Origin of the sequence: Octadecabacter arcticus 238 (assembly GCF_000155735.2) — a bacterium.
In the GTDB taxonomy this organism is placed as follows: domain Bacteria; phylum Pseudomonadota; class Alphaproteobacteria; order Rhodobacterales; family Rhodobacteraceae; genus Octadecabacter; species Octadecabacter arcticus.
Map to the genome: position 1 here is coordinate 4,377,279 of NC_020908.1, position 26,479 is coordinate 4,403,757.

A 26,479-nucleotide genomic window follows, 5' to 3' on the forward strand; every position below is an offset into this window, starting at 1 on the left:
CTTCATCGCCAGAACCGTCCCCAATTTTCCGCCATCTGTCCTTGGTGCCCTCCCTCGACCACATCGTAAAGACGCCCCTCGATGTTCAGCCACGCACCACCGTCACGCGACAGCGAACTTAGGTTCGTTACATTTGTGTCTCGAGATGGTGCGCCGAACAACCAATCAGCTGGGATCTCGATGCGGATCCCCTTGTCGAATGATCCTTCACCAAAGTCATCAAACGGCACATCCGTTAGAGTGAAGTACGCCCCAACCTTCCAGCCGTTTTCGAATTCACGATCAAGACTGAATGTTGCACCGATATCACCCGCTAAATACTGACTAATATCGACCTGAGCCTCAAAGCCATTGTCAAAATCGTAATAGGCCGACACATGCCCTGTGACGGCATCATAGTCTTGGAACCCAAAACCGAGATCAAAATCGCGCTGCGTGGCGTAATTCACCTCTGCGCCCAATGCGAATTGGCTGTCCACAGGTTTCCACAGAACTTCGGCAGACACCCCACCATACATCCGTTCAAGATAGCCGAGTGACACCCGTGAATAGAGATCACGACCGGGTCGCCCTTACCAAGACAGAGACACGTTCTCAATTCCGCCACCACTTTCAGCACCGTAGCGCTGCCCTTCGCGGCGAACGGGCGGCAGAGTCGAGCGCGCAATTGAACCGACTTCGTCGCAGTTGCCCAAAATCCGTTGACGGTACGCGCCTGAGAGAATCAAATTGGGACGCAATTCGTATTCGAAACTCGCCTCGAGCCCGACGTCGCCGCGTGCGGGTTTATTTCCGTCAAACAGCGTTATTTCGAGGTAAGGTGCAACGCCCCACAAGAATGCAGAGGTAGGATCATCCCAGCCAATTGTTGGCGCTGGACCAGCCGCATCACTAAACCCTGCACGATCATATGACAGGGCCGCAGCATTGGGGGCATTTTCCAACATCTCAAGATCGCCGCGGCGCAGTGTAACTGCGGACAAAGCGATACCACGTTGGATAGGCTCAAGAATAAAGGTTTCTACATTCGCGGGAGCAAACGGCGTCAACAAATGCGCAACACGCCCGACACCCTGCGCTTCGGCCCGGAAGTCATTATTCTGATACCGCAGGCGCATTGTGCTGCCCGTGATCTCCGCTGCGATCAGGCGGAAACCAAGCGCGTCCATGATTGGTCCAAGGGCGTTAACGCTCTCCGCCTGAACCTGTGGCGTGTCCCAAGATGCGGCCGCAGCCAAGCTGGCACCGCGCGGCGCAACCGGAATAGGAGATGTTTCCATCCCACTGGGGAATTTTGCCGATGCTGGATCGATCACAAAGGTCGCTGAAAAACCCAAGTCTGTGCCGTACATATAATACGCACCCAGTTGGTAGCTGCTGTTGGGCTGCCAAGCTACACCAAAATTAAGCGGTGATTCGCGGTCAAACCCGACAAGCTTTGTTTCAAAGTCATAGGCATCGGACGAATATTCGGCCAGCGCGGTCCATTCATCATTGATGCGCCATTCGACTCCACCAAAAAATGCGGCATCCCCACGGAAAAATTGGCCCGCAAGAACGGTTCCACCCGTGATAATACTGTCGTCCGGTCGGGTTTCAAACGCATCGTCGATAAGACCAAGAGGGTTGGAAAATCCATTCACAGACCCCAAACGACCCCAACCCAAACCAGCGGTCGCGCGCACATTCGGGCTTAGCGTTTTTTGTCGCGACCACGTATTCGCTGCTGCAGCGGCCTGTACCAAGGAAGTCGCGCAGACCAACGGCTATAGCGGGGCGATACTGCCCTTCGCTTGCGATTTGATACTGCAAATCAAAACTACGGTCGTAGGTGTCGATCAATGAGTATCGAAAACTACCTGTGACACGCGGCAAGACCTGAAACGAAAATGTCGCACGCTGCGTCTCACCAAAGGCCGCAATGGTTGCCGAAAGCTCAGCATCTGCCGGTGCCACGGCTGACGGCATATCGATTATGCCGGGCGTACCATACAGGGTGTAGTTTGCCCGCCAATCATCTTGCGCGGCAACAGAGGTCGCAGAAATCGCGGCAACCATTATACTATACTCCCGCGCCTGAATTGACCTGAGGTTTTCCCCTCAAATCACTTTGTATTCCTTGAGCGATATGACGCGGAAGTTGTCGGTGACGGTGTCGCGAAACTCTGGCCATTTTTCTGGCAGGGTCTTGCGGAAGAAGTCGAAAATGGCCTCTGTGAATTGGTTGAACGTTGCATAGTGCCGATTGTGGGTGACCCATTTGTGCATAACACCCCAAAGACGCTCGATCGGGTTGAGGTGCGGGGCATATGCTGGCAAGAAATGCAACTTCACCCGACGTTCTGGGCTGTCCAGCCATGGCTGTAGTATCTTGGCATGATGATAGCGGGCATTGTCGACAAAGACGTGGATGGCCGTCTTGGTTTGGTTGTTGCGTTCCAACTTTTCCAGCATCTGTCGGGTTGTCTGGGCATTGATCTTCTCGCCTTCCACAAAGGTGAACTGGAAAGTCTCAAGGTCAAGCGCGCCCTGAATGTTGAGCCGCTTGCGCCCTGATGTCGCCTTCAGGGCCGTCTTTTGTCCCTTGGGGAACCAACCATGGGCGGGGCGGCTCTGGTGTTCGGGGTGGACAGCGTCCGAAAAGACAACCATCTCATCTGCGGCCAACCCGTTCATCAGGGCCTCATATTTGGCAATAAACGCAGCCTGCTTGGCTTCATCGGCCTGTGCAGGCAGTAATTGTGGTTTCTTATACGCGAACCCCAGGCGGCGCATCAGCTTGGCGGCTCCCGACGTGCTGTAGTTTTGGTCGCACTCGGCTAGAACATAGGCACAGACCTCATCGGCATTGCGGGCAGGCTGCGCGGTGAAATGGGCTCTCACCGCCTGCTCTTGCACGACGGACAAATGACCCTGACGCTGGCTGTAGTCCTTCAGACCGAAAAACGATAGTCCCACACCGGCAAAGGCAAATCGCCACTCCGTCAAAACTGTCGGGCCAATATCCAAAATCCGGCAAACCGTTCCGGCGTCTTCTCCTGCGTCCAAAAGAAGAAACGCGCGCGCCCGTTTCCAAACAAGGGCGTCAACTTTGCGGCGGCGGCAAAGCGCTTCAAGTGCTATGCGCTGCTCGTCGGATAAGGAGACTGTTTTGTATTGCTTGCTCATAAACTCAAAATACAGACTGAACCGCCTTTGGCCATGCGACGAAGTGAATCGCAGGCCCAAAATCGTCAGGTCAATTCAGGCGCAGGAGTATAATACACTTAAAAATTCGTAACTCCCAAGCACCCCAGCCGATAACGGGTTTTTGTCAGTTTTGATGTGAGTCTCCTTAGCCATTAGGCGCATGAATTTTCTGTTGTGGTCTGAATTTCGTGGCGCTGTGACGATTTCTCTGAATCATTGGTGGAATGGACCAAGTTACTGCTCTTGAACAACCCCTTGCCACGGCTCAGCGCTGGATCGCCGAGTTGGAAGCCGCGTTGGCGAGCATGGCGCAAGAGAATGCGGATCTGCGGCGTCAGTTGGCCAAGAACAGCAGTAATAGCAGCAAGCCGCCTTCGAGTGATGGGTTGAAGAAGCCGGTACCGCGTAGCCTGCGTGGTAAGTCCGGTAAGAAAAGTGGTGGCTAAGTTGGCCACCGAGGCGACACCCTACGTCAGACCGCAACGCCTGACTTTGTGGAGCGACATGAGGCTGAGGCCTGTGGCACCTGTCAGCATGGCTTGACGGCTGGGATGATCAAGGCGGTGGAGAGGCGTCAGGTTTATGACATACCGGTGCCGCGTCTGGAGGTCACAGAGCATCAGGCAGCGATTTATTGTTGTGGCTATTGCCGAGCCACGACGACAGCCACCTTTCCCGATGGCGTGAATGCACACGTGCAATACGGTAAGCGCATTCGGGCGGCGGCGGTCTACTGCAATGTTCAGCAGCTGATCCCCGAGGATCGGGTCTGCCAACTCCTGCGTGATTTGTTTGGTGCCACCAGCCTATGCGCGGCCAGCGTGACCAACTGGGTGAACGGCACAGCGCGTACCTTGGGTGGCGTCGTCGAACACATTCTGGCCCGGCTCAATGAAGGCGGCGTTCGGCATCTGGATGAGACCGGACTTCGTGTTGCTGGTAAGCTGCACTGGCTGCACTCAATCAGCGATCTCGCCTTCACGCATTATCGCATCAGCGCCAAGCGCGGTGCTGTTCCATCCTTCCTGACCGGCGGGACAATTGTTCATGACCACTGGAAGTCCTATTACGCCCATATGAGTGGGGTGGACGCGCACGCCCTGTGCGGGGCGCATCATTTACGGGAACTCAAGGCCATCGAAGAAATCGAAAAGGAGCCGTGGGCGTGCGCGATGAGCGTGCTGCGCAACAGCGCCAATCAGCTCAAGTGCGCGGCTCAGGGGCGAGGCGAGACCGAACTCCCCACGTCGGTTCACCACGGCATCCTCACCAAATACATGGCAATCCTCACCGAGGGCCTCGCCTTCCATGAGCGACAAGACCCACTGGCTAGACGCACTGGTGCGCGAGGCCGAAAAGCCAGGCGGCCAGGCCATAACCTTCTGGTCCGCTTGCGCGACTACCGTGATGACGTCCTAAGGTTCCTTACGGACTTCACAGTTCCCTTCACCAACAATCAGGCCGAACGGGACCTGCGCATGATGAAGTTGCGCATGAAAATCTCGGGAACTTTCCGCACCCTCGAGGGCGCGCAGGTCTTCGCTGACATCAGATCCGTCATCTCGACGGTCAGAAAACACGGGGGCAATATCCTCGAAACACTCACCCTATCACCACAACAGATCATCGCTGGGCTCTAACGTCGCAAGGGCAACACAAAACCCGATATCCGATGGGGTCCCTGGGAGTTACCAAAAATTCTTGTAATGGTTGAGTTCTGACATTGTATTCAGCAATACTGCAACCCTAATCTCGACAAATATTAAACTCGGAAGTTGAGGGTGTGAGATATGCCATACCCTTAGCCTGCGGATACAGAAAGCCTTTGGAGTGAATACAACGTTGGTTGGCGCAAACGGCAAACTGGGCACAATTCTAGCGTGTTGTGCGGCGCGTGCGGGCTTGGGATGGCGGACACAGTCACGGACAAACTTGACCGATGTTCAATGGTCCGGTGCCTTTGACGGTTCCGCGACTGACTCTGTCTTTGTGCAGGGCGTCACGCTGATCAACATGATCGGCTACACCGGAACTGATGAAAAACTGTTAGGCGACATAAATGTTCGTTTCGTAAAAGACCTCTTGGTCAAAGCCGTCGACACTGGCGTCGCCCATGTGGTTCTCGCGTCATCTGCCGCTGTCTACGGAGCAGGCGGCGACACGTCCTTTGACGAAAATGATCCCCTCCGGCCGATCACACCTTACGGAGTCAGTAAATCCAAGATGGAAGAATTTGCGCACCGTATTGCTGCCACTTCAACATCGCCTGCCATAACGATTCTTCGTATCGGTAACATTGTCGGCGCTGATGCGTTGAGCGCGGCCGCCAATGACCATGTTAGGGCAGGCACGCCCATGCCGTTGCATCGGTTTCCCGATGGCACCGCAGCGCTACTGTCCTACATCGCACCGCGAGACCTGTTCGACGTTGTGTGCGCACTTTCAACGCCCCACAACGGCCCCCTGCGCATGATAAATGTCGCCCACCCGCAACCTGTCTCGCTTGATGACATGCTGCGCGCTTATAAGACCCATCACATACCCCAGCTGACATGGGTCGACATGCCCGCCCCCAACGGCATTTCACATCGCGTGACCCTATCAACAGATAAGCTGCAAAGCTTTGTTAACTTTCAAGAATATGGCGATCCCGAAGATGCAATGGTCCGACAAATGGTGGGGGGCCAACCCGATGAAACGCGTCTTTGATATCCTCCTTGCTCTCATCGGACTGATTGTGACAGCGCCTATCATTATCGGCATCACGATCGCTATTTTATGGCGTGACGGTGGGCCCGTTTTCTATGTGGCAGAGCGGATGAAGACACCTGACCAGGCGTTTAATCTCATCAAGTTTCGCACCATGTCCAATGTGCCACATGACCAAAATAGGGGTGTCACAGGTGGCGACAAATCCAACCGAATTACCCCGATTGGTCAGAAACTTCGCCGCTATCGGCTTGATGAATTGCCCCAGTTCATAAACGTGCTGCGCGGGGACATGGACTTCGTTGGTCCGCGGCCCCCATTGCGCCAATACACCGCCGCTTTCCCCCAGCTCTATGAGCGAGTCCTGCAGTCCCGCCCCGGTGTCACTGGCCTCGCGTCGCTACACTATCACCGTCACGAAGAACGCTTGATCGCCAGCGCCAAGACGCCTGCACAGACCGAAACTATCTACACCACCCGCTGCATCCCACGCAAAGCCGCGCTCGACCTGATCTATCAGCGCCATGCGTCGGTCTGCTTTGACGCTACGATCATTTGGCAAACACTGCGCCGCGTGTTGAGGCGTTAGAAGCACATCCCGCACGCACTTTCGCCGTGCTTGAAATTTGGACTGGTCGCTCGTCAGCACGCTACGTTATGCAACGGAAAAAGTAAGTTAGGGTTGGCCATGAAAATTGCAGTAATCGGAACGGGTTATGTTGGCCTTGTGTCAGGTGTGTGTTTCTCAGACTTCGGACACGATGTTGTCTGCGTGGACAAAGACCCAGCCAAGATTGCCAAGCTAGAAGCCGGCGAAGTCCCAATATATGAGCCCGGACTTGAAGACTTAATGGCCAAAAACGTCGAGGCGGGTCGTCTGTCATTCACATTGGATCTGGCATCGGCCATCGACGGCGCAGAAGCTGTGTTCATCGCAGTCGGCACACCAACCCGTCGCGGTGACGGTCACGCCGATCTAACGTTCGTGATGGCTGTTGCCGAAGAAATTGCGCTCGCGGCGAAAAACTACACAGTCATCGTCACCAAATCGACGGTACCCGTTGGCACCAATCGCAAGGTCAAACAGGTCGTCCACAAGGCCAATCCTGACCTGGATTTCGACGTGGCATCCAACCCAGAATTTCTGCGCGAAGGCGCTGCGATTGATGATTTCATGCGCCCTGATCGCGTTGTGGTCGGCGTGCAAACCGACCGCGCGGGCGAGGTCATGAACAACGTCTATCGCCCGCTCTTCCTGCGCGACTTCCCCGTCGTCATCACCGATCTGGAAAGCGCAGAGATGATCAAATATGCGGCCAACGCGTTTCTCGCAACGAAAATCACGTTTATTAATGAAATTGCGGCGCTCTGCGAACGAACCGGTGCCGACATCAAACAAGTCAGCAAGGGTATGGGTCTGGATGGGCGCATCGGTAACAAGTTCTTGCACGCAGGCCCAGGCTATGGCGGGTCTTGTTTTCCGAAAGATACCAGAGCACTCGCCCGTATGGGCCAAGAACACGCCGTCCCAATGCAAATCACCGAGGCCGTGATCAAGGTCAACGACGAGGTGAAGCGCCGCATGGTCGATAAGCTGCTCGACCTGTGTGATGGCAGCTTTAACGGTAAGGTTATCGCGGTGTTGGGCGTCACGTTCAAACCCAACACGGATGACATGCGCGACGCACCTGCACTGACGATCATCCCAGCGTTGGTTGGCGGTGGTGCAAAGGTACGCGTGACCGACCCACAAGGCCGCCACGAAGGGGAGGCCCTGTTGCCCAGCGTGAACTGGGTTGAAGATGCCTACAAGGCGGCGCGCAATGCAGATCTCGTTGTGATCCTGACGGAATGGAATGAATTTCGCGGGCTTGACCTGAAACGCATGGCAAAACACATGGCAACTCCGCGCATGGCCGACCTGCGCAACATCTATTCCAACAAAGACGCCAAGCGCGCTGGGTTTGACGCCTATATTTCCATCGGACGAGCTCCTTTGGAACCATCCAAAAGCGGAGACGCATGATGCCCAAAGTCCTCGTGACCGGATCAGCGGGCTTTATCGGCTATCACCTGTGCAAACACCTCCTGGCAGAAGGCTTCGACGTCATCGGGCTTGACGCCATGACCGACTACTACGATGTGCGCTTGAAAGAACGGCGGCTGGCCAACCTTCTGCAATCCGGCAGTTTTCGAGCAGTCAATGATCGCTTGGAAGCAGATGGCGTTCTGATGGACCTCGTCGCGGCTGAAAAGCCTGATTTCATCGTGCATTTGGCGGGTCAGGCTGGCGTGCGTTATTCAATTGATGAACCACGATCCTACATTGACGCCAACATCATCGGCACTTTCAATCTGCTCGAAGCGGTGCGTGCGACGCCGGTGAAGCACCTTCTGCTGGCGTCCACGTCGTCCGCCTATGGTGCCAACACGCAGATGCCATACGCCGAGACAGATAAAGCCGACACGCAGATGTCATTTTATGCCGCGACTAAGAAATCAAACGAGGTGATGGCCCACAGTTATGCCCACCTCTACGACATTCCGACGACAATGTTCCGGTTCTTTACGGTCTATGGCCCGTGGGGGCGCCCCGATATGGCGCTGTTCAAGTTCACCAAGGCCATTCTTAATGGCGATCCGATCGACGTCTACAACCACGGCGACATGAGCCGCGATTTCACCTATGTGACCGACCTCGTGCGCGGAATTCACCTGTTGCTGGACGCCGTCCCGGAACGATTGGACGACGTGCCGATCGGCGACAGCCTGTCGCCCGTCGCGCCACACAGGATCGTTAACATCGGCAACGGCGAGCCGGTTCAGTTGATGGACTTCATCGACGCGATTGAAGAAGCACTGGGTCAGCCTGCGACGAAGAACTTCATGGATATGCAGCCCGGCGACGTGCCCGCAACTTGGGCCGACTGCGCGCTGTTGCAAAAGCTGACCGGCTACACACCAAAGACAGATGTTGTCACTGGCGTAAAAGCCTTCGTCGATTGGTACCGCGACTATTACGACGTCTAAGGCTGGGACGTTTGAAGCTGACGTGCGGCGGCAAGTCCCGCATGGCGGCCCGTCGCAAGGCATGCGGTGATCAAATAGCCCCCAGTTGGGGCCTCCCAATCGAGCATTTCGCCAACGCAATAGACCCCGTTCCGCGACTTCAGCATCAAATCATCCGTCAGCGCATCAAACCGCACACCACCAGCCGTTGAAATGGCTTCGTCGATGGGACGTGGACTCATCGGTGGAAATGGCAGAGCTTTGATCGTCTCTGCCAATGAAAGCCCACTATCATGGCCAAATTCGTTCAACAGTGCGCGTTTTATTGGGTTCAGTTTCAGCGCCTTGCGCAGCGTATTTGCCATGGATTGTTTACCCTTGGGATCGCGCAGTTTCGCAGTGATGTCCGCAACCGACATGTCTGGCAAAAGATCCAACACCAACGATGCGCCGTCACGGATCGCGGCGGACACTGTGTAGATACCGCCGCCCTCAATCCCCTTGGAGGAAACCACGAACTCACCCCGTGAGGTCAAGTCGCCCGCCCGCATCTCACACCCCTTCACAGCGGCGCCGAAATGCTGCGTCATATGATCAGACCATGGGACGGTGAATCCTACGTTAGCAGGTTGGAACGGTGCGACAGCATCCAGTAAATGCCCTGCCCATTGCCCGTCCGACCCCAACCGTTTCCAGCTGGCACCGCCCATCGCGAGGATCGTGGTTTTCGCAGAAATCGTCGCCGGACCATCCGGTGTATCAAACGTTGCCACATCACCGGTGTCATCTTTGGTCCAACCGGTCCAGCGCCAACGCGTTTGGATGGTGACGCCCTGCTCGGTCAACCGCGCGAGACATGCGCGCAGCAGTGGCGAGGACTTCATCTTCGTTGGGAACACGCGGCCTGTGGTGCCGGTAAAGACCGTTTGACCCAAACCTTCCGCCCACGCGCTTACGTCGTCTGGGCCGAACGCCGATAGGATCGGCTTCAAGATCGCCTTCGATTCGCCATAGGCCGTTTGGAAGGTCCCGAAATCTTCAGCCTTTGTGAGGTTCAGGCCAGACTTTCCAGCCATCAGAAACTTGCGCCCCACGGTCGGCATCGCATCAGTGATGGTCACACTATGCCCCGCCGCTGAAAGCACTTCTGCGGCCATCAGTCCTGCCGGACCACCACCGATAATCAGGGCATCAATCATTCGCTTACTCCTGCGGGAAAACCGCCTTTGATTTCGACAACTCGTTGCGGAAACGGAATTTCGATGCCAGCGTTCTTAAGCGCATTCCAGACCGCAAATCGCACGTGGCTTCGGTATTTGAAGCGTCCATCATCAATGCCACTTACCCAGAATTCAACTATAAAATCAATGCCATTATCGCCAAACCCATCCAGTTCAATGTCTGGCGGCATCAGCGCGTCGAGCACGAAATCCAAGGCTGCGACAGCGGGCAAAGCAATGCCAGTCACTGTGTTGATATCGGTGTCGTAGCTAACAGAAAAGGCCACATCATAACGGTTCGCAGACCCGGAATCCGAATAGTTGATGACCCGTGTCACAATGAAATCTTCGTTGGGAACGACGATCCATTTGCCGTCATATGTTTCAAGAATGGCCGCGCGGGCTGTCATTTTTACAATGGTGCCCGCCTCTCCTCCGTCGAGTTCGACGTAATCCCCGACAGTCGCTTGCCCTTCAAGCAGTAGGATCACGCCAGATACGAAATTCGACGCGATTTTCTGCAGGCCAAAACCGATACCAACACCCAACGCTCCTGTCAGAACCGCCAGCGATGTGAGGGGAACACCCGCGATATTCATCACAACCAAGAAAGCTACTCCAAAAATCGCAATCTCGGTCGCTTTGACGGCCAGTTGCTGGGTCGCTGGGCGCATTTCCTGTTTGCTAATAATTGACGTGCTTTGATCGTTGGACCAACGCCCCAGCCAGAACATGATCGTCGCCACCACAAGAAACCGCAGCAGACCCAGAAGCGAAAACGACATATTGCCGAGCGGAATGATTGTCGCTCCAAGCCAAAACAGAACCGGATCAAGAAACCCCAGCGCATAAATTGCCGCCATCGGGATCAAAACGGTTCTTCCGATCAGTTTCAACAGTGTATCGCTCAGCATATCGCGCACGAAAGCGCGTACCGCGAGGAACAAGAACACGCGCTTGCCGAACGCGATAACCTCGCCCGATCCAAAAATGGACCGCGTGATCTGTTCGCCAATCGCCGTTAGACCGAACGCCAACAATGGCAACAACAACGGCATGAACACCAAAATAAAGCGGCGGGCATGTGACAGCATCGAAAAGTTGTCCTGCGCCGGCGTCAACAATTTCGTCAGCCGTGGGTTCAGCTTGCGCGTAATGAATACCGCGACAAGATACGCACCGACCAACAGCGCAAATTGTACCCAATTCGCCGGATTGATAAGCCAAACAAACGCGACCTCATAAGCAGTGGCGATATAACCAAGGGTGGTGTTCAAAAGGTCATTCATACCGCCCTTTACACCACGTTTAGCCCTATGAAAACTGGCACTTCGAAAACGGCTCAGTTCAACCTATGAGCGCTTTGATCGCCGTAACCTGTGCCGGATCGGCTGCGCGGGCGGGGGCAGTCAGTATTTCGACATCGGACGTCAAATCAGTAGCGCTGACTTGGTCCAGAAGACCAAGGGCCAGCGCCTCATCCACCGTGATCCGCGCCCCAGTCAGCAGGATGCGCTTGGCGGCTGATGGACCGACAAGGTCGCGCAGGCGTGCAGGGTCAGACGGCTGTGGTAGCACACCCATTTTAATGACTGGGTAAAAGAACTTGGCGGTTGGCACAGCAATGCGTAGATCGCACGCCAAAACCATGCCCAGCGCCCCACCCGCACACGACCCGTTCATCGCCGCGACGCTGAGGCCCGTGAAATTCACCACGGCAGACGACAGGCGTTCCCATTCCGGCGATGTCGCGAGGGTGCCGCCCCGCACATCGTCAAGGTCCGCTCCGGCGCTGAACACTTTGCCAGCACCCGTCAAAACCAGCACCCGGGCATCCGTTTCGGCGATGATGTCAGCCAGTTCAGCCAACATCGCTTCGGTAAGCGCGTTGGCTTTGTCTGGGCGGTTGATCGTCAGGGTCAGCTGGCCGTCGATCGTATCAGAAGTGATCATATCAGGCCAACACGTTTGCGAATGTCGTCTTCGCGCAAAGAAACATCAGTGCCGCAGAATTCATCCGCATCGGCGCTACACATCCAGACAAGCGTTTGCGCAGGCCATTCGGGGGGGATGTGGTCGGACCATTCAAGTTGGCTCACGGGGTTGATGCCGGACGCCTTAATCTCGCGCTGCATGTCAGTCGCGACGGTACCGGGGGACAGTCCCATGATGCGCAGACCCTTTTCGCGGGCTTCTTTGTCAGCACACCGCGTCAACATATAGGCTCCGGCTTTGGATGCACAGTACGCCGACCAAGCCTCAACTGGGCCATGCGCTGCGCCGGATGAAACTGTAATAATGGTGCCTTGGCCGCGCTTGATCATTTCGGGCATGGCTGCACGCATTCCGTTGAACACGCCTTTCAGGTTCACGTCGATGGTTTTGCCCCAAACGTCGGGATCGGCGTCGGCCAGATGACTGATCGGGTCCAGTGACCCCGCATTGCCGATAAAAATATCTAGCGGTCCAAACGCATCTTCGGTCTTTGCAACAGCCGCCACAACATCGCCAAACGACGACACATCGCACGAAATTGCGATGGCGTTGGGGCCAATATCTGCTGCCAATTTCTCAATCTGCGCTGTTGATCGCGCCACCAAGGCCACCTTTGCCCCCGCGTCGGCGAAAGCCCGCGCACTGGCAGCCCCAATGCCTCGACTGGCCCCTGTTATCAAAACAACCTTGTCTTTCATATACATCTGTCGCCCTTTCAAAAAACTGCACGTTTGGGGCAAGTCTGCTGCACTCCGTCACGTTTTCCTGACCTTGACCCGCGCGCGAAGACTTGAAAAGCTCTGTCTAGTAATTTTAAGCAGGAGGTTATCGTGAAAAGCATTCGTCATTCAGCCATTATCGCCGCCATATTGTGCGGCACGACCGCATACGCCGATGTCACGGCCCAACAGGTTTGGGATAATTGGACCGACCAAATGGCCGTCTATGGACAAGGATTCACAACCGGCGGCGAAGACATGTCAGGCGGCACGCTGACAGTTTCCGACGTGAAAATTGAAATGTCGGATGAGGAAGCATCCATAGTGGCCGCCCTCGGCGATATCGCCCTGACCGAAAACGGTGACGGCACAGTGAACATCACGATGGGCACCAGCTACCCGATCACGGTCGATCTCACGCCTGAATACGGCGATCCAGCAACAGTGAATGTGACAGTGTCGCAATCGGACATGGTTTTGAAAGTGTCCGGCGTTCCCGACGCTATGATCTATGATGTCACCGCCGACAGCTACGGGATGCGCGTCGACAGCATTGAGGGCGGTCAGTCGATGGACGTTGAAGTCGTGGATCTTGCGATTGCCATGCTTGATCTGTCCGGCACCTATTCAGTAAGCCAAGATACGCTGACCCACATTGCCTATGCGTTCAACGTCGGGGCCTTGGATATCGACGCACATTTCAACGAAATCGACGGCGGCGGCGTCATCAAGGCCAATGGCGATATCGCCGACCTTGCGATGTTTGCCAACATTGTCACCCCGATCGACATGGACTTTGACGCGGAAATGCCGCCCTTCGTTGACGGACTGGCAATGGAGGGTGGCTATTCCTTCGGTGAAACCGCTTATTCTTTTGACTTTGATGTCGCAGACGACGCCGGTTCGGGCGCTGCGACCATCGAGGGTGGCGGCCTTGAATTTTCAATCGATGTCGACGGGGCGGCCTATCGCGGTGAATCCCGCGGTATCGACGTCAGCCTGTCGATTCCCAACGAAATCCCGTTCCCGCTTCAGGCGTCGTTGGCCAAATACGGCTTTGAATTCTTGATCCCGCTGAGCCAAGGCGAAGATGGCCCACGCGACGCACGCTTGGCCTTTAATCTAACTGACTTCGCTATCAGTGAAACATTGTGGAATATCGTCGATCCAGCGGAATTTATGCCGCGTGATCCGCTGACAGTCGCACTTGCGGTTGATGCACAGGTCACGCCGTTCTTTGATTTCCTCGACCCTGCCCAGCAGGAAGCTGCCATGATGTCCGACATTCCCGGTGAAGTGAAAGGCGTTCAAATTACCGAGCTGACCGTACGCGGCGCGGGTGCCGAAATTACAGGCGACGGTGCGTTCACATTCGACAACACAGATCTCCAAACCTTCGATGGTTTTCCCCGCCCCGAAGGTCAGGCAAACTTTGCCATCAATGGCGTCAATGGGTTGGTGGACAAATTGATCCAGATGGGTCTCATTCCAGAAGATCAGGCGATGATGCCACGGATGATGTTGGGCATGTTTGCGACACCTGTTGGCGATGACATGCTGACATCAACGATTGAGGTTAACGCCGAAGGTCACGTTCTCGCCAATGGGCAACGGCTTCGCTAGAGCTACATAATAAGAAGTCTTTCGCGGCGTCCGAATCGTTCGGGCGCCGCACATCCGTTAGGAGACAGCCTATGACGTACCGCTTGGCGACGAGTTTCATCGCCCTCTCCACCGCCCTCGCAGCACCCGCTTTGGCCGATGTTAATGCCGCTGATGTTTGGTCCAACCAACAGGCACTTTATGGCGCAATCGGTGCAACATTGAGCGGCGATATCTCCGGCGACCAGCTGAACAATCCAGAGATCAACGTGATCCTGCCGCAAGGCGTCGCCAGCTTTCAGATCAAGACCGATAGCGTCATGATGACTGAAAACAGCAATGGCACGGTCACGATCAGTTACCCCTCCCCTATGTCAATTTCGGTTGCAGGCGGCGCACCGGGTAAAGGCAGCTTCAGCGCCACGGCTAAGATGACCCATGATGGTTACACTGTCACGGCGTCCGGTGAACAGGGTGACATTTCCTACGAAAGCAACGGCCAAAACATTCAGATCGTGATCGGTGACATTTCCGTTGATGACGCCACGGTTGAGGACATGAAGGTTGAGGGATTGATGACCCTAACGGACTGGACGGGCACCACGCGCGTCACAGAAGGCAACTTGATTACCTACACCGCTGCTTCACAGGTTGGCACCACGAATGTTGATTTCACCGTCAGTGGCGACAACGTCTCGTCTCGGACCACGCAAACAACTTTGCCGATAACATCTGCCATCGAAGCGACGCTGCCTGTGGGTGGGTCTGATGTGATGAACCTGTCTGCGGCATTGCGTGACGGGCTATCTGTCGCGTTGCAAAGCACTGGTGAAGGCAGTTCATCCAGTGCCGTGACGATGCAGGATGGTGAACTGCTGAGCAATCAGAATACATCGACTGGTCCGCAGGTCTTCGATTTGAGATTCAACGAAGATGGCCTCGCAATGAGCGGCGACTCGTCGGAATTTGCCGTGGTAGTGAACAACCCCATGATGTTTCCAGGCGATCTGGAATTTGGCATCGACGCGATCAGTTTGGATTATGACGTGCCGCTGAACGCATCGGATGCTCCGCAAGATTTCCGCGTCGCGACGGGCTTGTCCGGCATCACCATTGGCGATGCGATCTGGAACATGTTTGACCCGTCATCCCAGTTGCCCCGCGATCCGGCTGAAATTTCGTTCGACGTCACAGGCATGGGCACCAACGGCATGGACCTGCTGGATTTTGCAGCCTTGTCGCAATTGTTCGGCCCGCCACCAATCCAGATCGATGAGATGACGATCGAAAACCTGCGAATTGCAGCCGTCGGCACCGAGGCGACTGCAACAGGTGCCATGACGTTTGATTGGACCGACTTTCTGACAATTCGAGGCATCGCCCGTCCCGAAGGCGCGGTCACTGTAAACCTGAATGGTGCCAACGCGCTGATGGATACGCTCGTCGCAATGGGTCTGATCCCCGAAGGCGACCTGATGATGCCCCGCATGATGATGGGCATGTTCGCCACAACTGTCGGTGACGACATGCTGGAAAGCGTGATTGAAGTGAACAGCGAAGGTCATGTGTTGGCGAACGGCCAGCGCCTGCGATAACCGACGTATGGGGCGGCTCGCACTTGCAGGCTGCCCAAACTGTGACTACCTCAACTACGTGGCAAACTTGCCTACGCCAGAAATGCGTCGACTGAATGTGGCGACCAAAGGAACTCCAATGACAAAGTCGCTCGACGATCTGACCCACCAATTGATTGATGCCGCCAAAGCCGCAGGTGCTGATAGTGCTGACGCCGTTGCCGTCGCTGGCACGTCTGTGTCCATTGATGTGCGCAACTCGGTGCTGGAACAGGCCGAACGATCCGAAGCGACGGACATCGGATTGCGCATTTTCGTGGGCCGCAGATCGGCCAATGTTTCCGCATCCGACACGTCAGACCGCACCATCGAAGAAATGGCCGCGCGCGCTGTAGCTATGGCGAACGAGGCCCCCGAAGACCCATACGCTGGGATCGCGGACGTGGCGCAATTGGCCACGGATATTGATCCCGCACGACTGGATTTGGTCGACGACGGGCCAGAACCCGATCCAGCTTGGCTGGAAGAACAGGCACGCACCGCAGAGGCCGCGGCGAAAGGTGTTGAGGGCGTTGCACAAGTCCAGTCAACATCTGCTGGATATGGGCGTCGTCAGGTGCATCTTGCGGCGACGAACGGTTTTTCCGGCGGCTACGAAAGCACCGGCCATTCGCTGAGTTCGGTTGCCATTTCCGGCACTGGCACGGGGATGGAGCGCGATTATGACTACGACAGCCGCATTCATCTTTCTGATATGCGCGACGCCGCTGAAATTGGCCGCATCGCGGGCGAACGCGCCGTCGCGCGGCGCGGTGGACGCAAGCCCCAAACTGGCACCTATCCTGTCCTGTTTGATGAACGCATCGCAAGCTCACTGATCGGGCATCTTTTGTCCGCCAGCAATGGTGCGATGATAGCACGCGGATCATCTTGGCTGCGCGACAACTTGGGCGAACGTGTTTTGCCCGAAGGCATTGACCTGATCGAAACCCCGCACCGTGCCCGCGTTTCCGGATCGCGGCTGTTTGACGGCGAAGGGCTGCCAACGTCCGAGCGTAAAATCATTGAAGACGGGGTGCTGACGGGCTGGACTCTCGACCTCGCTACGGCACGCAAACTGGGACTTCACAGCACCGGTAGCGCGTCTCGCGGTACATCTGGCCCACCATCACCATCTGTGTCGCACGTGACGCTGACGCAAGGCACGCAAAGTCCTGCACAGATGATCAGCGATATGGGCACCGGCCTGCTGGTCACGTCCATGATCGGATCCACCATCAACGCTAACACAGGCGATTATTCGCGCGGCGCGTCAGGCTTCTGGATCGAAAACGGTGAAATCGCCTATCCCGTCAATGAATGCACAGTTGCGGGCAATCTGCACGACATGCTGGCGCGGATCATCCCTGCCAACGATGCCCGCACGCACATCAGCCGCGTCATCCCGAGCTTGATGATCGACAGAATGACGCTTGCTGGTGCCTAAAGACCTTGACCTCTTACTTGATGCGGCGAGGGCTGCGGGCGACATCGCACGCGGCTATTTCAATGCTTCACCGGACGTCTGGGAAAAGTCCGATGGCCAGGGCCCCGTGACCGAGGCCGACCTGCACGTGAATCGCCAACTGTCTGCCGATCTTCAATCCGCGCGGCCCAACTACGGATGGCTCTCTGAGGAAAGCGAAGACAGTGCAGCACGGCTTTCAACCGAATATCAGTTCATTATCGACCCTATCGATGGCACGCGCGCTTTCATTGAAGGCAGCAAGGACTGGGCGCATTCGATTGCGATAGCCAAGGGCGGTGTCGTCACAGCGGCCGTGATTTATCTGCCCATGCGCGACGCAATGTATACGGCTGCCCTGGGCCAAGGCGCGGCGCTAAATGGCACGCCAATCAACGCGCTCCCCAACAAACAGATTGAAACCGCGACGGTACTGTCGTCAAAGCCAAACATTAATCCCAAATATTGGGCCGGTGCTGTGCCGCCGTTCAAACGCACGTTTCGATCTTCATTGGCCTACCGCCTTGCCCTCGTTGCCGAGGGGCAGTTTGACGGTATGCTCACGCTGCGCCCGACGTGGGAATGGGACGTTGCGGCTGGCGCGTTGATCGTGACTGAAGCGGGCGGCGGTGTGAGTGATCAAAAAGGCTTAACGCCCGTGTTCAACAATCCGCACCCGCAGATCAACGGCATGGTCGCGGCTGGAGGAATTCACTCGAAACTGGTCGCAGCCCTCGCCTGAGCAGCTTACCCACCTTTACCCTGTGAGGCCAACGCCATAGGGTTGGTGCAACAAATTTTAGCCTCCATCTTCAACCTATAGGTGCCCCATGTCCCAGCGTCTTCACCTCGTCTTTGGTGGCGAACTCGTCGACCCGACCAAGAACGCATTTAAGAATGTTGATGATATCCACGTCGTCGGGATGTTCCCTGATTACGATTCGGCGTTCAACGCATGGAAGTCCGAAGCACAAAAGACCGTGGACAATGCCCACATGCGCTATTTCATCGCCCACATTCACCGCTTGCGCGACGAGGAGGCAGAAACATCCCCCACCGAAGAGCTGGACTAAGCGAGGTACTGGTCGGTGATTTGGATTCATTGCGGTGACAAGAGCGAAGTCATCACGACCCTGTCGTTGGCCACACGTTTGCATGAACACAGTGAAGCGATGGATGTGCTGGTCACTGCTGGCGCTGATATTCTACCACTTTTGACGCCGGTTCCAGATGGCATTCATGTTGTCCCTATTCCGCATGATAGCCTCGTCAAAGCGCGGGCGTTTCTTGCAGATTGGGTTCCACAATACCTGATCTGGAACGGCGGCCCAGTACGCCCGATCCTGTTGCGCTGCGTCGAAAAAAGCGGCCTCGGTGCGACCATGATCAACGCTCGCAATTCAACGCTTTTTGCCGGCAGATCGCGGTGGATGCTGGGCGCTTCACGCAATGCAGTTCTACCATTCAATCGCGTTCTGACCGCAGACGGTGCGACAGCCACCCGTTTGATCCGTGGCGGGGTACCGCGCGAAAAGGTCCTGGCGACAGGTCCTGTTTTGGAAGAACCGATGACGCTTTCCTATGATGCAAACGAACTCACGGTCTTGAACGAAGCGTTAAGCGCGCGCCCACTTTGGTTTGCCGCAAGTGTCACCACACCCGAAATTGTCCATATTGTCGCGGCGCATTTGACGGCGGGCCGCAAAAACCACCGACTCCTGCTCCTCATCACCCCGCGTGATATCGACAGCGGCCCAGACGTCGCACAAGTTCTGCGCGAGGCTGGTTTCAAGGTTGGTGTTCGATCACAAGGTGACGATCCTGAACCAGAACATCAGGCCTATGTCGCGGACTTGGACGATGAACTTGGCTTATGGTACCGGATTGCACCGCTCACATTTATCGGCGGCACGTTAAGTGCTGGTGGCGCAGTCTCCCCGTTTGAGCCAATTGCACTGGGGTCTGCCGTTATTCACGGCCCCCGCAAATCGCCACACGCGGCACAGTTCGCGCGGTTGGCACAGGCACAGGCAAGTCGTGAAATCCGTTCGGCAGCAGAGCTCGGGATCGCAGTCGGTGTGCTGATCTCACCGGAACAAACCGCACGGATGGCATTGGCCGGATGGTCTGAAATTACCCAGAACGCTGAAACGATAAACCAGCTCGTGTTGGATGCTCGGCAAAGCGCAGAGGTCACGTGATGAGGCCACCACTATTTTGGCATCAAGACCGCAGCGTCATCGCCGCTGTTTTATCGCCCTTGGGATCGCTTTACGGCGCGGCGACTGCATTGCGCCTGCGCCAAAGCCCGACCCACCTCGCAACAGTCCCTGTCATCTGCATTGGCAATATCAACGCTGGCGGAACCGGCAAAACGCCCACCGCGATCGTGCTAACGCAGCGGTTGACTGAGTTTGGGCAAAAACCACACATCGTCAGCCGAGGCTACGGCGGATCGCTGGACGGCCCGGTGCTAGTCGACACGGCCACCCACCGGGCCAATGACGTGGGCGATGAACCACTTTTGCTTGCCGCGTTCGCTCCAACATGGGTGTCCAAAGATCGCGCGCAGGGCGTGATGGCGGCCGAAGCTTCGGGCGCGACCGTCATCTTACTCGACGACGGATTCCAAAACCCGAGCGTGCGCAAGGACCTGAACATCGTTGTGGTGGATGCCGTCAAAGGGTTCGGAAATGGCCGCGTCATTCCGGCGGGACCTTTGCGCGAACCAGTCAAGGCAGGTCTTGCACGTGCGGACGTCGTGTTGGCGATTGGGCCCAACGCTGCACGCGCCGCATTTGCACCCGATTTACCGCCGTCCTGTGTGCGCTTGAACGGTCGCTTGGACGCGCTGCCCACGGAAATGCCTTGGGACGGTTTGCGCGTCTTGGCCTTTGCTGGGATCGGCCATCCTGAAAAGTTCTTTGCGACACTCAAAGCCCTCGGCGCGGATGTTGTGCGCAGTGAGGCGTTGGACGATCACCAACCGTTCACCAACGCGCTGCTGGCCCGCCTGGAAACCGAGGCAAAGTCGCATGGGCTGATAATGGTCACCACCGAAAAAGATGCCACGCGATTACCAGAAAATTTCCGCACGAAGGTCACCGTGCTCCCAGTGCGTTTAGCCCTGTTGGATTGGCGGCCTCTTGACGCGAAATTGGCGCTCCTTGGGATCACCCGTCAATGATGTCTTGATCCTGACCAAGCGATGGCGCTGGCCGGTCTAGCGCAAGGTCCGCGTCCGAAAATCGCATCGGCGGACGCACGGACAGCGCACCATGTATGTCAAGTTTCAGTCCACGCGCTATCACCTGCGGGTCAGCAAAAACATCCTCAAACGTGTTGATCGGTCCAGCAGGGACGCCCTTGGTTTCACATGTCGTCAGAATATCTGCTTTTGTCCAATAAAGCATCTTATCTGCCAGAAGTGGTACTAACACCGAACGGTTTTTAAGACGTGCGGGATTGGTCGCAAAACGCGGATCAGTGCCCAGCGCATCCAGACCCAGAACGCTGCAAAATTTACGAAACTGCCCGTCATTTCCCACGGCAATAATGACATGCCCATCGCCACATTCAAACACTTGATAGGGCACAATATTGGGGTGGGCATTGCCAAGACGTTCGGGCGACTTGCCCGTCGCCAAATAGTTCATGGCTTGGTTGGCCGTGGTCGCCACTGCAACATCAAGCAGCGCAAGATCAATATGTTGCCCGCGCTCTGTACCATGGCGCTGGTGAACCGCCGCAAGAATCGCGTTGCTCGCGTACAAACCGGTGAAAATGTCGGTCACAGCAACGCCAACCTTTTGTGGCTGGCCGTCTGGATCGCCGGTGACGGACATCAATCCTGACATGCCTTGGATGATGTAATCGTAGCCAGCGCGCGCAGCATACGGTCCGTCCTGACCAAAACCCGTGATAGAACAGTATATCAGGCGCGGGTGGCTTTCGCGCAGGCTTGCGTAATCCAGCCCATATTTGGCAAGTCCACCAACCTTGAAATTTTCAATCAGCACATCGGCGTCCACCAGAAGCCGCAGCAACGCCGCCTTGCCCTCATCGGTGCGGAAATCGATCACGACAGACTTTTTGCCCCTATTGCAGCCATGAAAATAGGCGGCCGACCGTTCGCCACCGTGTTCAATGAACGGCGGGCCCCATGTACGGGTATCGTCACCTTCGGGCGCTTCGACCTTAATGACCTCAGCGCCCATATCGGCAAGCAATTGTCCCGCCCATGGCCCCGCCAATATGCGGGCCAATTCAACGACCTTCAGGCCCGCAAGTGGTGTCATCAGTTGGATTCTGCCAGCTTTTCGCCAAGCACTTCTGCAAAATCGGCGTAGTTCATGTTGGAATACTTTTCACCGTTGATTAGAAACGTCGGCGTCCCCTGAACATCGTCCGCATCAGCGTTGGAACGATACCAACCCGTCAGTTCCTGCGCCTTTGCTTCGTCGGTCAAACAAACGTCGAGTTCAGCATCAGACAGTCCCGCGACTTTGCCGATATTGCGCAGTGATGTGATGATCTCTTCGCCACTTTCGCCACGCGCCCAGTCTTGCTGATTTTCATACAGCAGGCTTGAAATGCCAAAGAAGCGCATTTCGCCACCGCAACGAGCTACCATGGACGCCCAAAGGCCGGGGGCGTCAAAATAAACTTCGCGGTAGGTGAAGCCAATCAAGCCAGTGTCGATGTAATTTTCTTTGATCTGCTGATATTGATCAGCGTGAAAAGATGCGCAATGCGGGCAGGTGTAGGACGCATATTCAAGGACTTGAACAGATGCGTCCGGATTGCCTTGGGTCATTTCGATGATGTCGAACTGGGCCGCTTCCATTGTCTCTGTTGCTCCGCTCGATTGTGCAGACGCGGCGGTGCGGTTCATGAACCACGCGCCACCAGCGACGGCAACAATAGCAACAACAGCGACGGAAGAGAGGATAGATTTATTCATCAGGTTTACTTTCAGAGTCAAGAATCGGAGGGGCGTTTACTTATGACATTTGCGCCCAAAGCCGAGAGGGCCGCGCGCAATGATTCATTTTTTACAGCGGCAGCAAGATCTTGTGCTGCAGATTTCGCTTCGGGTTTCGGGCCACGCGGGGTCGCCGCACCGTGATCAAACGCCATCTGCCCTTCGGCAAATCCTGTCGCCGCCGTCTGTGTGATGCGGATACGGGCGATGGCATTATAGCCGTAACAGGCGTTCACCTTGGCACGAATTTGTTCTTTTTGCATTTCTAACATCGGGGCTTGCGCGCCCGACGTTAGCACGGTGAGCGTAGCGCCCATCCCGCCACGGGCATAGCCCACATCAACGGGGTGCGCGATTTTCGCTGTCGCTTCGCCGACAATTTCAGCCCAATGGGTCAACACGCGACTTTGCGCAAAGCCACGCGTTTCGGTTGCCCCGCGAATGCGTTTTTGCATCAGGGTAACAGCACGAGAGAATCCGCGCGTTGTGCTATGAGGGCGTGGTTGTTTCATCGTTACGCACTAATCTAAACTCTTGAGGCGTCAACGCCAGAGAAACCACTCTTAAAGGCTCATAAAGATTGCGTGACATCACCGAAACCTTGTTGGATTGGTACGATATCCACGCCCGCGAAATGCCGTGGCGCGTGATGCCTGCGATGCGCAAAGCAGGGCATCTGCCGGACCCCTATGCCGTTTGGCTGTCAGAGGTAATGTTACAACAGACCACCGTTGCCGCTGTGCGGGCCTATCACACAAGATTTATGGCCTTGTGGCCAACTGTAAGCGCCTTGGCAGCAGCCAAGGACGCAGATGTCATGGCAGCATGGGCCGGGCTTGGCTATTATGCGCGCGCCCGAAATCTGTTGAAATGCGCCCGCGCAGTGGTGGCCGATCACGGCGGCGCATTCCCACAAACCTATGACGCGTTGATCGGATTACCCGGCATCGGCCCCTATACCGCAGCCGCCATTTCCGCGATTGCGTTTGATAAAGCGTCGACAGTCCTAGACGGCAATGTCGAACGGGTCATGTCGCGCCTTTACAATGATCACACGCCCCTGCCTGCTGCCAAACCCTTGCTGATGGAGTTTGCAAAACGGCACACTTCACAGGTCCGCCCAGGCGACTACGCGCAGGCCGTGATGGATCTAGGCGCCACGATTTGCACGCCCAAGAATCCCGCCTGCGGGATTTGTCCGGTGCGCAGTGCCTGCAAAGCACATGAGGCTGGCAAACAAGGAAATCTTCCAAAAAAGACGCCAAAAAAGCCGAAACCAACGCGCCACGGCATCGCTTATATTGCGCGACGTGATGATGGTGCGTGGTTGCTTGAAACGCGACCCGACAAGGGGCTGTTGGGTGGTATGCTCGGCTGGCCAACGACAGACTGGGGTGGTGCGCCAACGGACCAAGAGCCTGTTTCAGCGGATTGGCAGGAACTTGATATCCAAGCGCGCCACACCTTCACTCATTTCCACCTGATTCTGCGCGTCCAGACGGCATGGCTGCCCCCTGATGCGTTGCCCGATCGTGGACAATTCATCCCCGCCGACACTTTTAGCCCCGACGCACTGCCAACCGTGATGCAAAAGGCCTACACTCTCGCAGTTGCGACACTACGAAATGTTTGAGCAAAGGGCGCAACCCGCTATGTTACAGCCAAACAGGAGACCACAATGACATCCTTTCCCGTCGTGTCCCACACGAACATGGCCCGCATCGCACGCGCAGCACCATTCTGGTTATCATTGGCGCTGATCCCGCTGGCGTGGATCGGCGCGGTCTTTGGCGGCTGGACTGTGATCCTGATGCCAATCGCGACGTGGTATCTGTTTTCCGCAATCGACGCATTGGCTGGCACCTACAACGAAAACGCAGACCTTGAGACAAGCGAAGATGAGCTGTTCTGGTACCGCCTAGTGACGCTTATCTGGGCGCCATTGCAATTTATCACAGTGTATGGCGTGCTGTGGTATGTCACCGCGACAGGGCATTTGGGGGGCGTAGAAAAGGTCGCGTTGTTTTTCGGAGTTGGCGTGATTTCAGGCACGATCGGCATTACCTACGCGCACGAGCTGGCCCACCAAAAGCCTAAGTTTGAAAGGTGGCTGGGCGATATTTTGCTTGCTATGGCGCTCTATTCCCACTTTCGCAGCGAACATCTTCTGGTGCATCACCGCTATGTGGGCACCCCCAAAGACCCGGTAACCGCGCGCTACAACGAAGGCTTTCACCGATATTTCCCCCGCGTCCTGCGCCAGCAACCCGTGTCAGCTTTCAAGGCAGAGGCTGCGATGCTCGCGCGCAAGAACCTGCCATGGCATCACCGCAGCAACCCGATCTGGCGCTACGCCGTACTGCAGATCACATTTCTGGTTCTGGCGGTTTGGGTCGGCGGCTGGGCCGGGCTGGGTCTGTTTCTGGTGCAGGCATTTACCGCCATGTGGCAGCTGGAACTGGTCAATTACGTCGAACACTACGGCCTCACGCGCAAACATCTGGGGGATGGCAAATATGAACACGTGCTGCCACGCCATTCATGAAACGCATCGCAATTGGCATCAAACTGGCTGCTGATCAATCTGCAACGCCACTCGGATCACCACTACAAACCGGACCGCCGCTTCCCACTTCTGCAAACCTACGACGAAGACGACGCCCCGCAATTGCCTTACGGCTATCCAATCATGACAACGGCCGCGATGATCCCACCCATCTGGCGGCGCGTGATGAATCCGCGGGTGCGGGCATGGCGCAAGAAACATTACCCAGAGATCAAGGATTGGACGCCGTACAAAAACGCAACCAACCCGATGCCCCGCTAAGTATGCGCTAGTGTGTGTTGCGTCGCTGGCCGCTGACCCATTCCCAGCTTGATTTACACATATCGGCCAAGGATCGCTTTGCCTCAAAACCCAATTGTGCCTTGGCCTGTTCTGGTCGCGCAGTTAGAACGGCAACGTCCCCATCACGTCGCGGGGCGATCGTATGGGCGAGGTCTTGGCCGCATGCCTCTGAATAGGCCGCGAGCACATCCAGCACTGACGATCCTTCGCCTGTGCCGAGGTTGACCGTGTGGCTCTTGCCCGTTTCCAACAATGATTTCAGCGACAGCACATGACCGTCGGCAAGGTCTTCAACGTGAATGTAGTCCCGCACGCCGGTGCCGTCAGGGGTATCATAGTCATCGCCAAAAACGCTGAGCTCTGCCAGCTCACCCGTCGCAACCTTGGCGATATATGGGACAAGATTATTGGGGATATCTTCTGGGTCTTCGCCGATCATCGCCGATTTATGCGCACCCACGGGATTGAAATAGCGCAAGATGCCAACAGCCCAAGTGTCGGGCAGTTGCTCTAGAATCTGCTCGCCTGCGATTTTTGTGGATGCGTATGGTGACGTATATGTCCGTGCATTATCTTCTGGAATCGGCTGGATGATTGTATCACCGTAAACAGTCGCGGAGGATGAAAATACAATGCGGCGCACGTCTGCTGCATCCATCGCCGCGAGCAGGTTGAGCAATCCACCGATGTTATTATGCATGTAATCGAGCGGCTTTGCGACGCTTTCGCCGACGGCCTTCTTGGCTGCGAAATGCACTACACCGTCGATCTTATGGGCGGCAAATACATCGTCCAAATCTGCGTGGTTTAGCACGTCGCCTTGAAAGACATCGACCATTTTTCCGGCGATATCTTGCAAACGGTTCGGAACATCTGACTTCGCGTTCGAAAAATTGTCTAAAATCACAACTTCAAATCCGGCCTCAACCAACGCCAGATACGTGTGCGACCCGATATATCCGGCCCCGCCCGTGAGAAGAATTTTCGCCATTTTGACTCACGTTAATTCATCCCACTATGGCGTGCAAAACAGGCTGCGTCACGCCACAATCAAGGGGAACTAAAACATAAAAAACCCCCGTCAGGTCTTGGGGACCGACGGGGGATAAGTGGTGCTACGGCGATT

At 56.0% G+C, this 26,479-nt stretch carries 23 protein-coding genes and 3 pseudogenes; 15 read left to right on the forward strand and 11 right to left on the reverse strand.

All coding sequences use genetic code 11. From position 1 onward, the window contains the following. Window positions 1-2 precede the first annotated feature (2 nt). The 3 genes and pseudogenes from OA238_RS30690 to OA238_RS22705 all read right to left on the reverse strand — a co-directional run bounded on the left by OA238_RS30690 (window position 3) and on the right by OA238_RS22705 (window position 3,168). Window positions 3-1,685: pseudogene (locus tag OA238_RS30690) on the reverse strand (YjbH domain-containing protein). Then, a complete protein-coding gene (locus tag OA238_RS34155) occupies window positions 1,597-2,058 on the reverse strand; it encodes a YjbH domain-containing protein (RefSeq protein WP_051076558.1) in 462 nt (153 codons plus the stop codon). Before OA238_RS34155 ends, OA238_RS30690 begins: the two are co-directional and overlap by 89 nt. 42 nt (window positions 2,059-2,100) lie before the next feature. Continuing rightward, window positions 2,101-3,168, reverse strand: coding sequence for an IS630 family transposase (locus tag OA238_RS22705; RefSeq protein WP_015494734.1), 1,068 nt, complete (start codon window positions 3,166-3,168; stop codon window positions 2,101-2,103). Window positions 3,169-3,413: 245 nt separating this feature from the next. Between OA238_RS22705 and OA238_RS34160 the strand changes: the two genes are divergently transcribed. From OA238_RS34160 to OA238_RS22735, 6 genes and pseudogenes are all read left to right on the forward strand, one after another. Beyond that, complete coding sequence (locus tag OA238_RS34160) at window positions 3,414-3,635, forward strand: DUF6444 domain-containing protein (protein WP_044037430.1); 222 nt, start codon at window positions 3,414-3,416, stop codon at window positions 3,633-3,635. A gap of 15 nt (window positions 3,636-3,650) precedes the next feature. Next, window positions 3,651-4,829: pseudogene (gene tnpC / locus OA238_RS22715) on the forward strand (IS66 family transposase); the annotation flags it as partial. A gap of 190 nt (window positions 4,830-5,019) precedes the next feature. Then, window positions 5,020-5,898, forward strand: a complete 879-nt coding sequence (locus OA238_RS22720; RefSeq protein ID WP_245581374.1) for an NAD-dependent epimerase/dehydratase family protein — start codon at window positions 5,020-5,022, stop codon at window positions 5,896-5,898. Then, window positions 5,882-6,487: a sugar transferase gene (locus OA238_RS22725; RefSeq protein ID WP_015497023.1), complete on the forward strand. Its 606-nt coding sequence runs from the start codon at window positions 5,882-5,884 to the stop codon at window positions 6,485-6,487. The genes OA238_RS22720 and OA238_RS22725 overlap by 17 nt, the downstream gene beginning before the upstream one ends. 99 nt (window positions 6,488-6,586) lie before the next feature. After that, window positions 6,587-7,924, forward strand: coding sequence for a UDP-glucose dehydrogenase family protein (locus OA238_RS22730; protein WP_015497024.1), 1,338 nt, complete (start codon window positions 6,587-6,589; stop codon window positions 7,922-7,924). Continuing rightward, on the forward strand, window positions 7,924-8,928 hold the full coding sequence (locus tag OA238_RS22735) for an NAD-dependent epimerase/dehydratase family protein (RefSeq protein WP_044038665.1): 1,005 nt from the start codon (window positions 7,924-7,926) through the stop codon (window positions 8,926-8,928). Before OA238_RS22730 ends, OA238_RS22735 begins: the two co-directional genes overlap by 1 nt. Here the strand turns inward: OA238_RS22735 and OA238_RS22740 are convergent. Genes OA238_RS22740 through OA238_RS22755 form a run of 4 tightly spaced genes read right to left on the reverse strand, consistent with a single transcriptional unit; the run spans window position 8,925 to window position 12,826 of the window. Further along, window positions 8,925-10,106, reverse strand: coding sequence for a TIGR03862 family flavoprotein (locus OA238_RS22740; RefSeq protein WP_015497026.1), 1,182 nt, complete (start codon window positions 10,104-10,106; stop codon window positions 8,925-8,927). The two genes, OA238_RS22735 and OA238_RS22740, sit on opposite strands and share 4 nt — an antisense overlap. After that, the gene (locus OA238_RS22745) at window positions 10,103-11,416 is read right to left on the reverse strand and encodes a mechanosensitive ion channel family protein (protein WP_015497027.1); all 1,314 of its coding nucleotides are present in this window, start codon (window positions 11,414-11,416) and stop codon (window positions 10,103-10,105) included. Before OA238_RS22745 ends, OA238_RS22740 begins: the two co-directional genes overlap by 4 nt. A gap of 58 nt (window positions 11,417-11,474) precedes the next feature. Further along, a complete protein-coding gene (locus tag OA238_RS22750; RefSeq protein ID WP_015497028.1) occupies window positions 11,475-12,080 on the reverse strand; it encodes an enoyl-CoA hydratase/isomerase family protein in 606 nt (201 codons plus the stop codon). Continuing rightward, complete coding sequence (locus OA238_RS22755) at window positions 12,077-12,826, reverse strand: SDR family oxidoreductase (protein ID WP_015497029.1); 750 nt, start codon at window positions 12,824-12,826, stop codon at window positions 12,077-12,079. The genes OA238_RS22750 and OA238_RS22755 overlap by 4 nt, the downstream gene beginning before the upstream one ends. Window positions 12,827-12,952: 126 nt before the next feature. Here OA238_RS22755 and OA238_RS22760 point away from each other — a divergent pair, with 126 nt between their 5' ends. The 7 genes from OA238_RS22760 (at window position 12,953) to lpxK (ending at window position 20,708) form a co-directional block, all read left to right on the forward strand. Continuing rightward, complete coding sequence (locus tag OA238_RS22760) at window positions 12,953-14,464, forward strand: DUF2125 domain-containing protein (RefSeq protein ID WP_015497030.1); 1,512 nt, start codon at window positions 12,953-12,955, stop codon at window positions 14,462-14,464. Window positions 14,465-14,535: 71 nt separating this feature from the next. Beyond that, entirely contained in the window at window positions 14,536-16,038 is a 1,503-nt protein-coding gene (locus tag OA238_RS22765) for a DUF2125 domain-containing protein (protein WP_015497031.1), read from the forward strand. A gap of 118 nt (window positions 16,039-16,156) precedes the next feature. Then, window positions 16,157-17,503: a TldD/PmbA family protein gene (locus tag OA238_RS22770; protein WP_015497032.1), complete on the forward strand. Its 1,347-nt coding sequence runs from the start codon at window positions 16,157-16,159 to the stop codon at window positions 17,501-17,503. Further along, complete coding sequence (locus tag OA238_RS22775) at window positions 17,493-18,263, forward strand: 3'(2'),5'-bisphosphate nucleotidase CysQ (RefSeq protein WP_144056063.1); 771 nt, start codon at window positions 17,493-17,495, stop codon at window positions 18,261-18,263. Before OA238_RS22770 ends, OA238_RS22775 begins: the two co-directional genes overlap by 11 nt. Before the next feature lie 88 nt (window positions 18,264-18,351). After that, window positions 18,352-18,594 (forward strand): DUF4170 domain-containing protein, encoded by a 243-nt coding sequence (locus OA238_RS22780; protein ID WP_015497034.1) that lies wholly within the window; start codon window positions 18,352-18,354, stop codon window positions 18,592-18,594. Window positions 18,595-18,609: 15 nt separating this feature from the next. Further along, window positions 18,610-19,722 carry a 3-deoxy-D-manno-octulosonic acid transferase gene (locus OA238_RS22785; protein ID WP_015497035.1) on the forward strand — a complete coding sequence of 371 codons (1,113 nt, stop codon included), beginning with the start codon at window positions 18,610-18,612 and terminating at the stop codon, window positions 19,720-19,722. Continuing rightward, a complete protein-coding gene (gene lpxK, locus OA238_RS22790; RefSeq protein WP_015497036.1) occupies window positions 19,722-20,708 on the forward strand; it encodes a tetraacyldisaccharide 4'-kinase in 987 nt (328 codons plus the stop codon). The genes OA238_RS22785 and lpxK overlap by 1 nt, the downstream gene beginning before the upstream one ends. Here the strand turns inward: lpxK and OA238_RS22795 are convergent. The 3 genes from OA238_RS22795 to OA238_RS22805 are packed head-to-tail and all read right to left on the reverse strand — an operon-like array spanning window position 20,695 to window position 23,017. Beyond that, window positions 20,695-21,819 carry a CaiB/BaiF CoA transferase family protein gene (locus tag OA238_RS22795; protein ID WP_015497037.1) on the reverse strand — a complete coding sequence of 375 codons (1,125 nt, stop codon included), beginning with the start codon at window positions 21,817-21,819 and terminating at the stop codon, window positions 20,695-20,697. The two genes, lpxK and OA238_RS22795, sit on opposite strands and share 14 nt — an antisense overlap. Beyond that, on the reverse strand, window positions 21,819-22,484 hold the full coding sequence (locus tag OA238_RS22800; RefSeq protein WP_015497038.1) for a DsbA family protein: 666 nt from the start codon (window positions 22,482-22,484) through the stop codon (window positions 21,819-21,821). The genes OA238_RS22795 and OA238_RS22800 overlap by 1 nt, the downstream gene beginning before the upstream one ends. A gap of 17 nt (window positions 22,485-22,501) precedes the next feature. Next, entirely contained in the window at window positions 22,502-23,017 is a 516-nt protein-coding gene (locus OA238_RS22805; protein WP_015497039.1) for a DUF721 domain-containing protein, read from the reverse strand. 68 nt (window positions 23,018-23,085) lie between these two features. Between OA238_RS22805 and mutY the strand changes: the two genes are divergently transcribed. Both mutY and OA238_RS22815 read left to right on the forward strand, forming a co-directional pair. Beyond that, entirely contained in the window at window positions 23,086-24,138 is a 1,053-nt protein-coding gene (mutY, locus tag OA238_RS22810) for an A/G-specific adenine glycosylase (protein WP_015497040.1), read from the forward strand. 45 nt (window positions 24,139-24,183) lie between these two features. After that, window positions 24,184-25,332 (forward strand): annotated as a pseudogene (locus OA238_RS22815) (alkane 1-monooxygenase). A gap of 7 nt (window positions 25,333-25,339) precedes the next feature. On the opposite strand, the gene galE reads toward OA238_RS22815, so the two are convergent. Continuing rightward, entirely contained in the window at window positions 25,340-26,344 is a 1,005-nt protein-coding gene (galE, locus tag OA238_RS22820; protein ID WP_015497041.1) for a UDP-glucose 4-epimerase GalE, read from the reverse strand. Window positions 26,345-26,479: the final 135 nt, after the last annotated feature.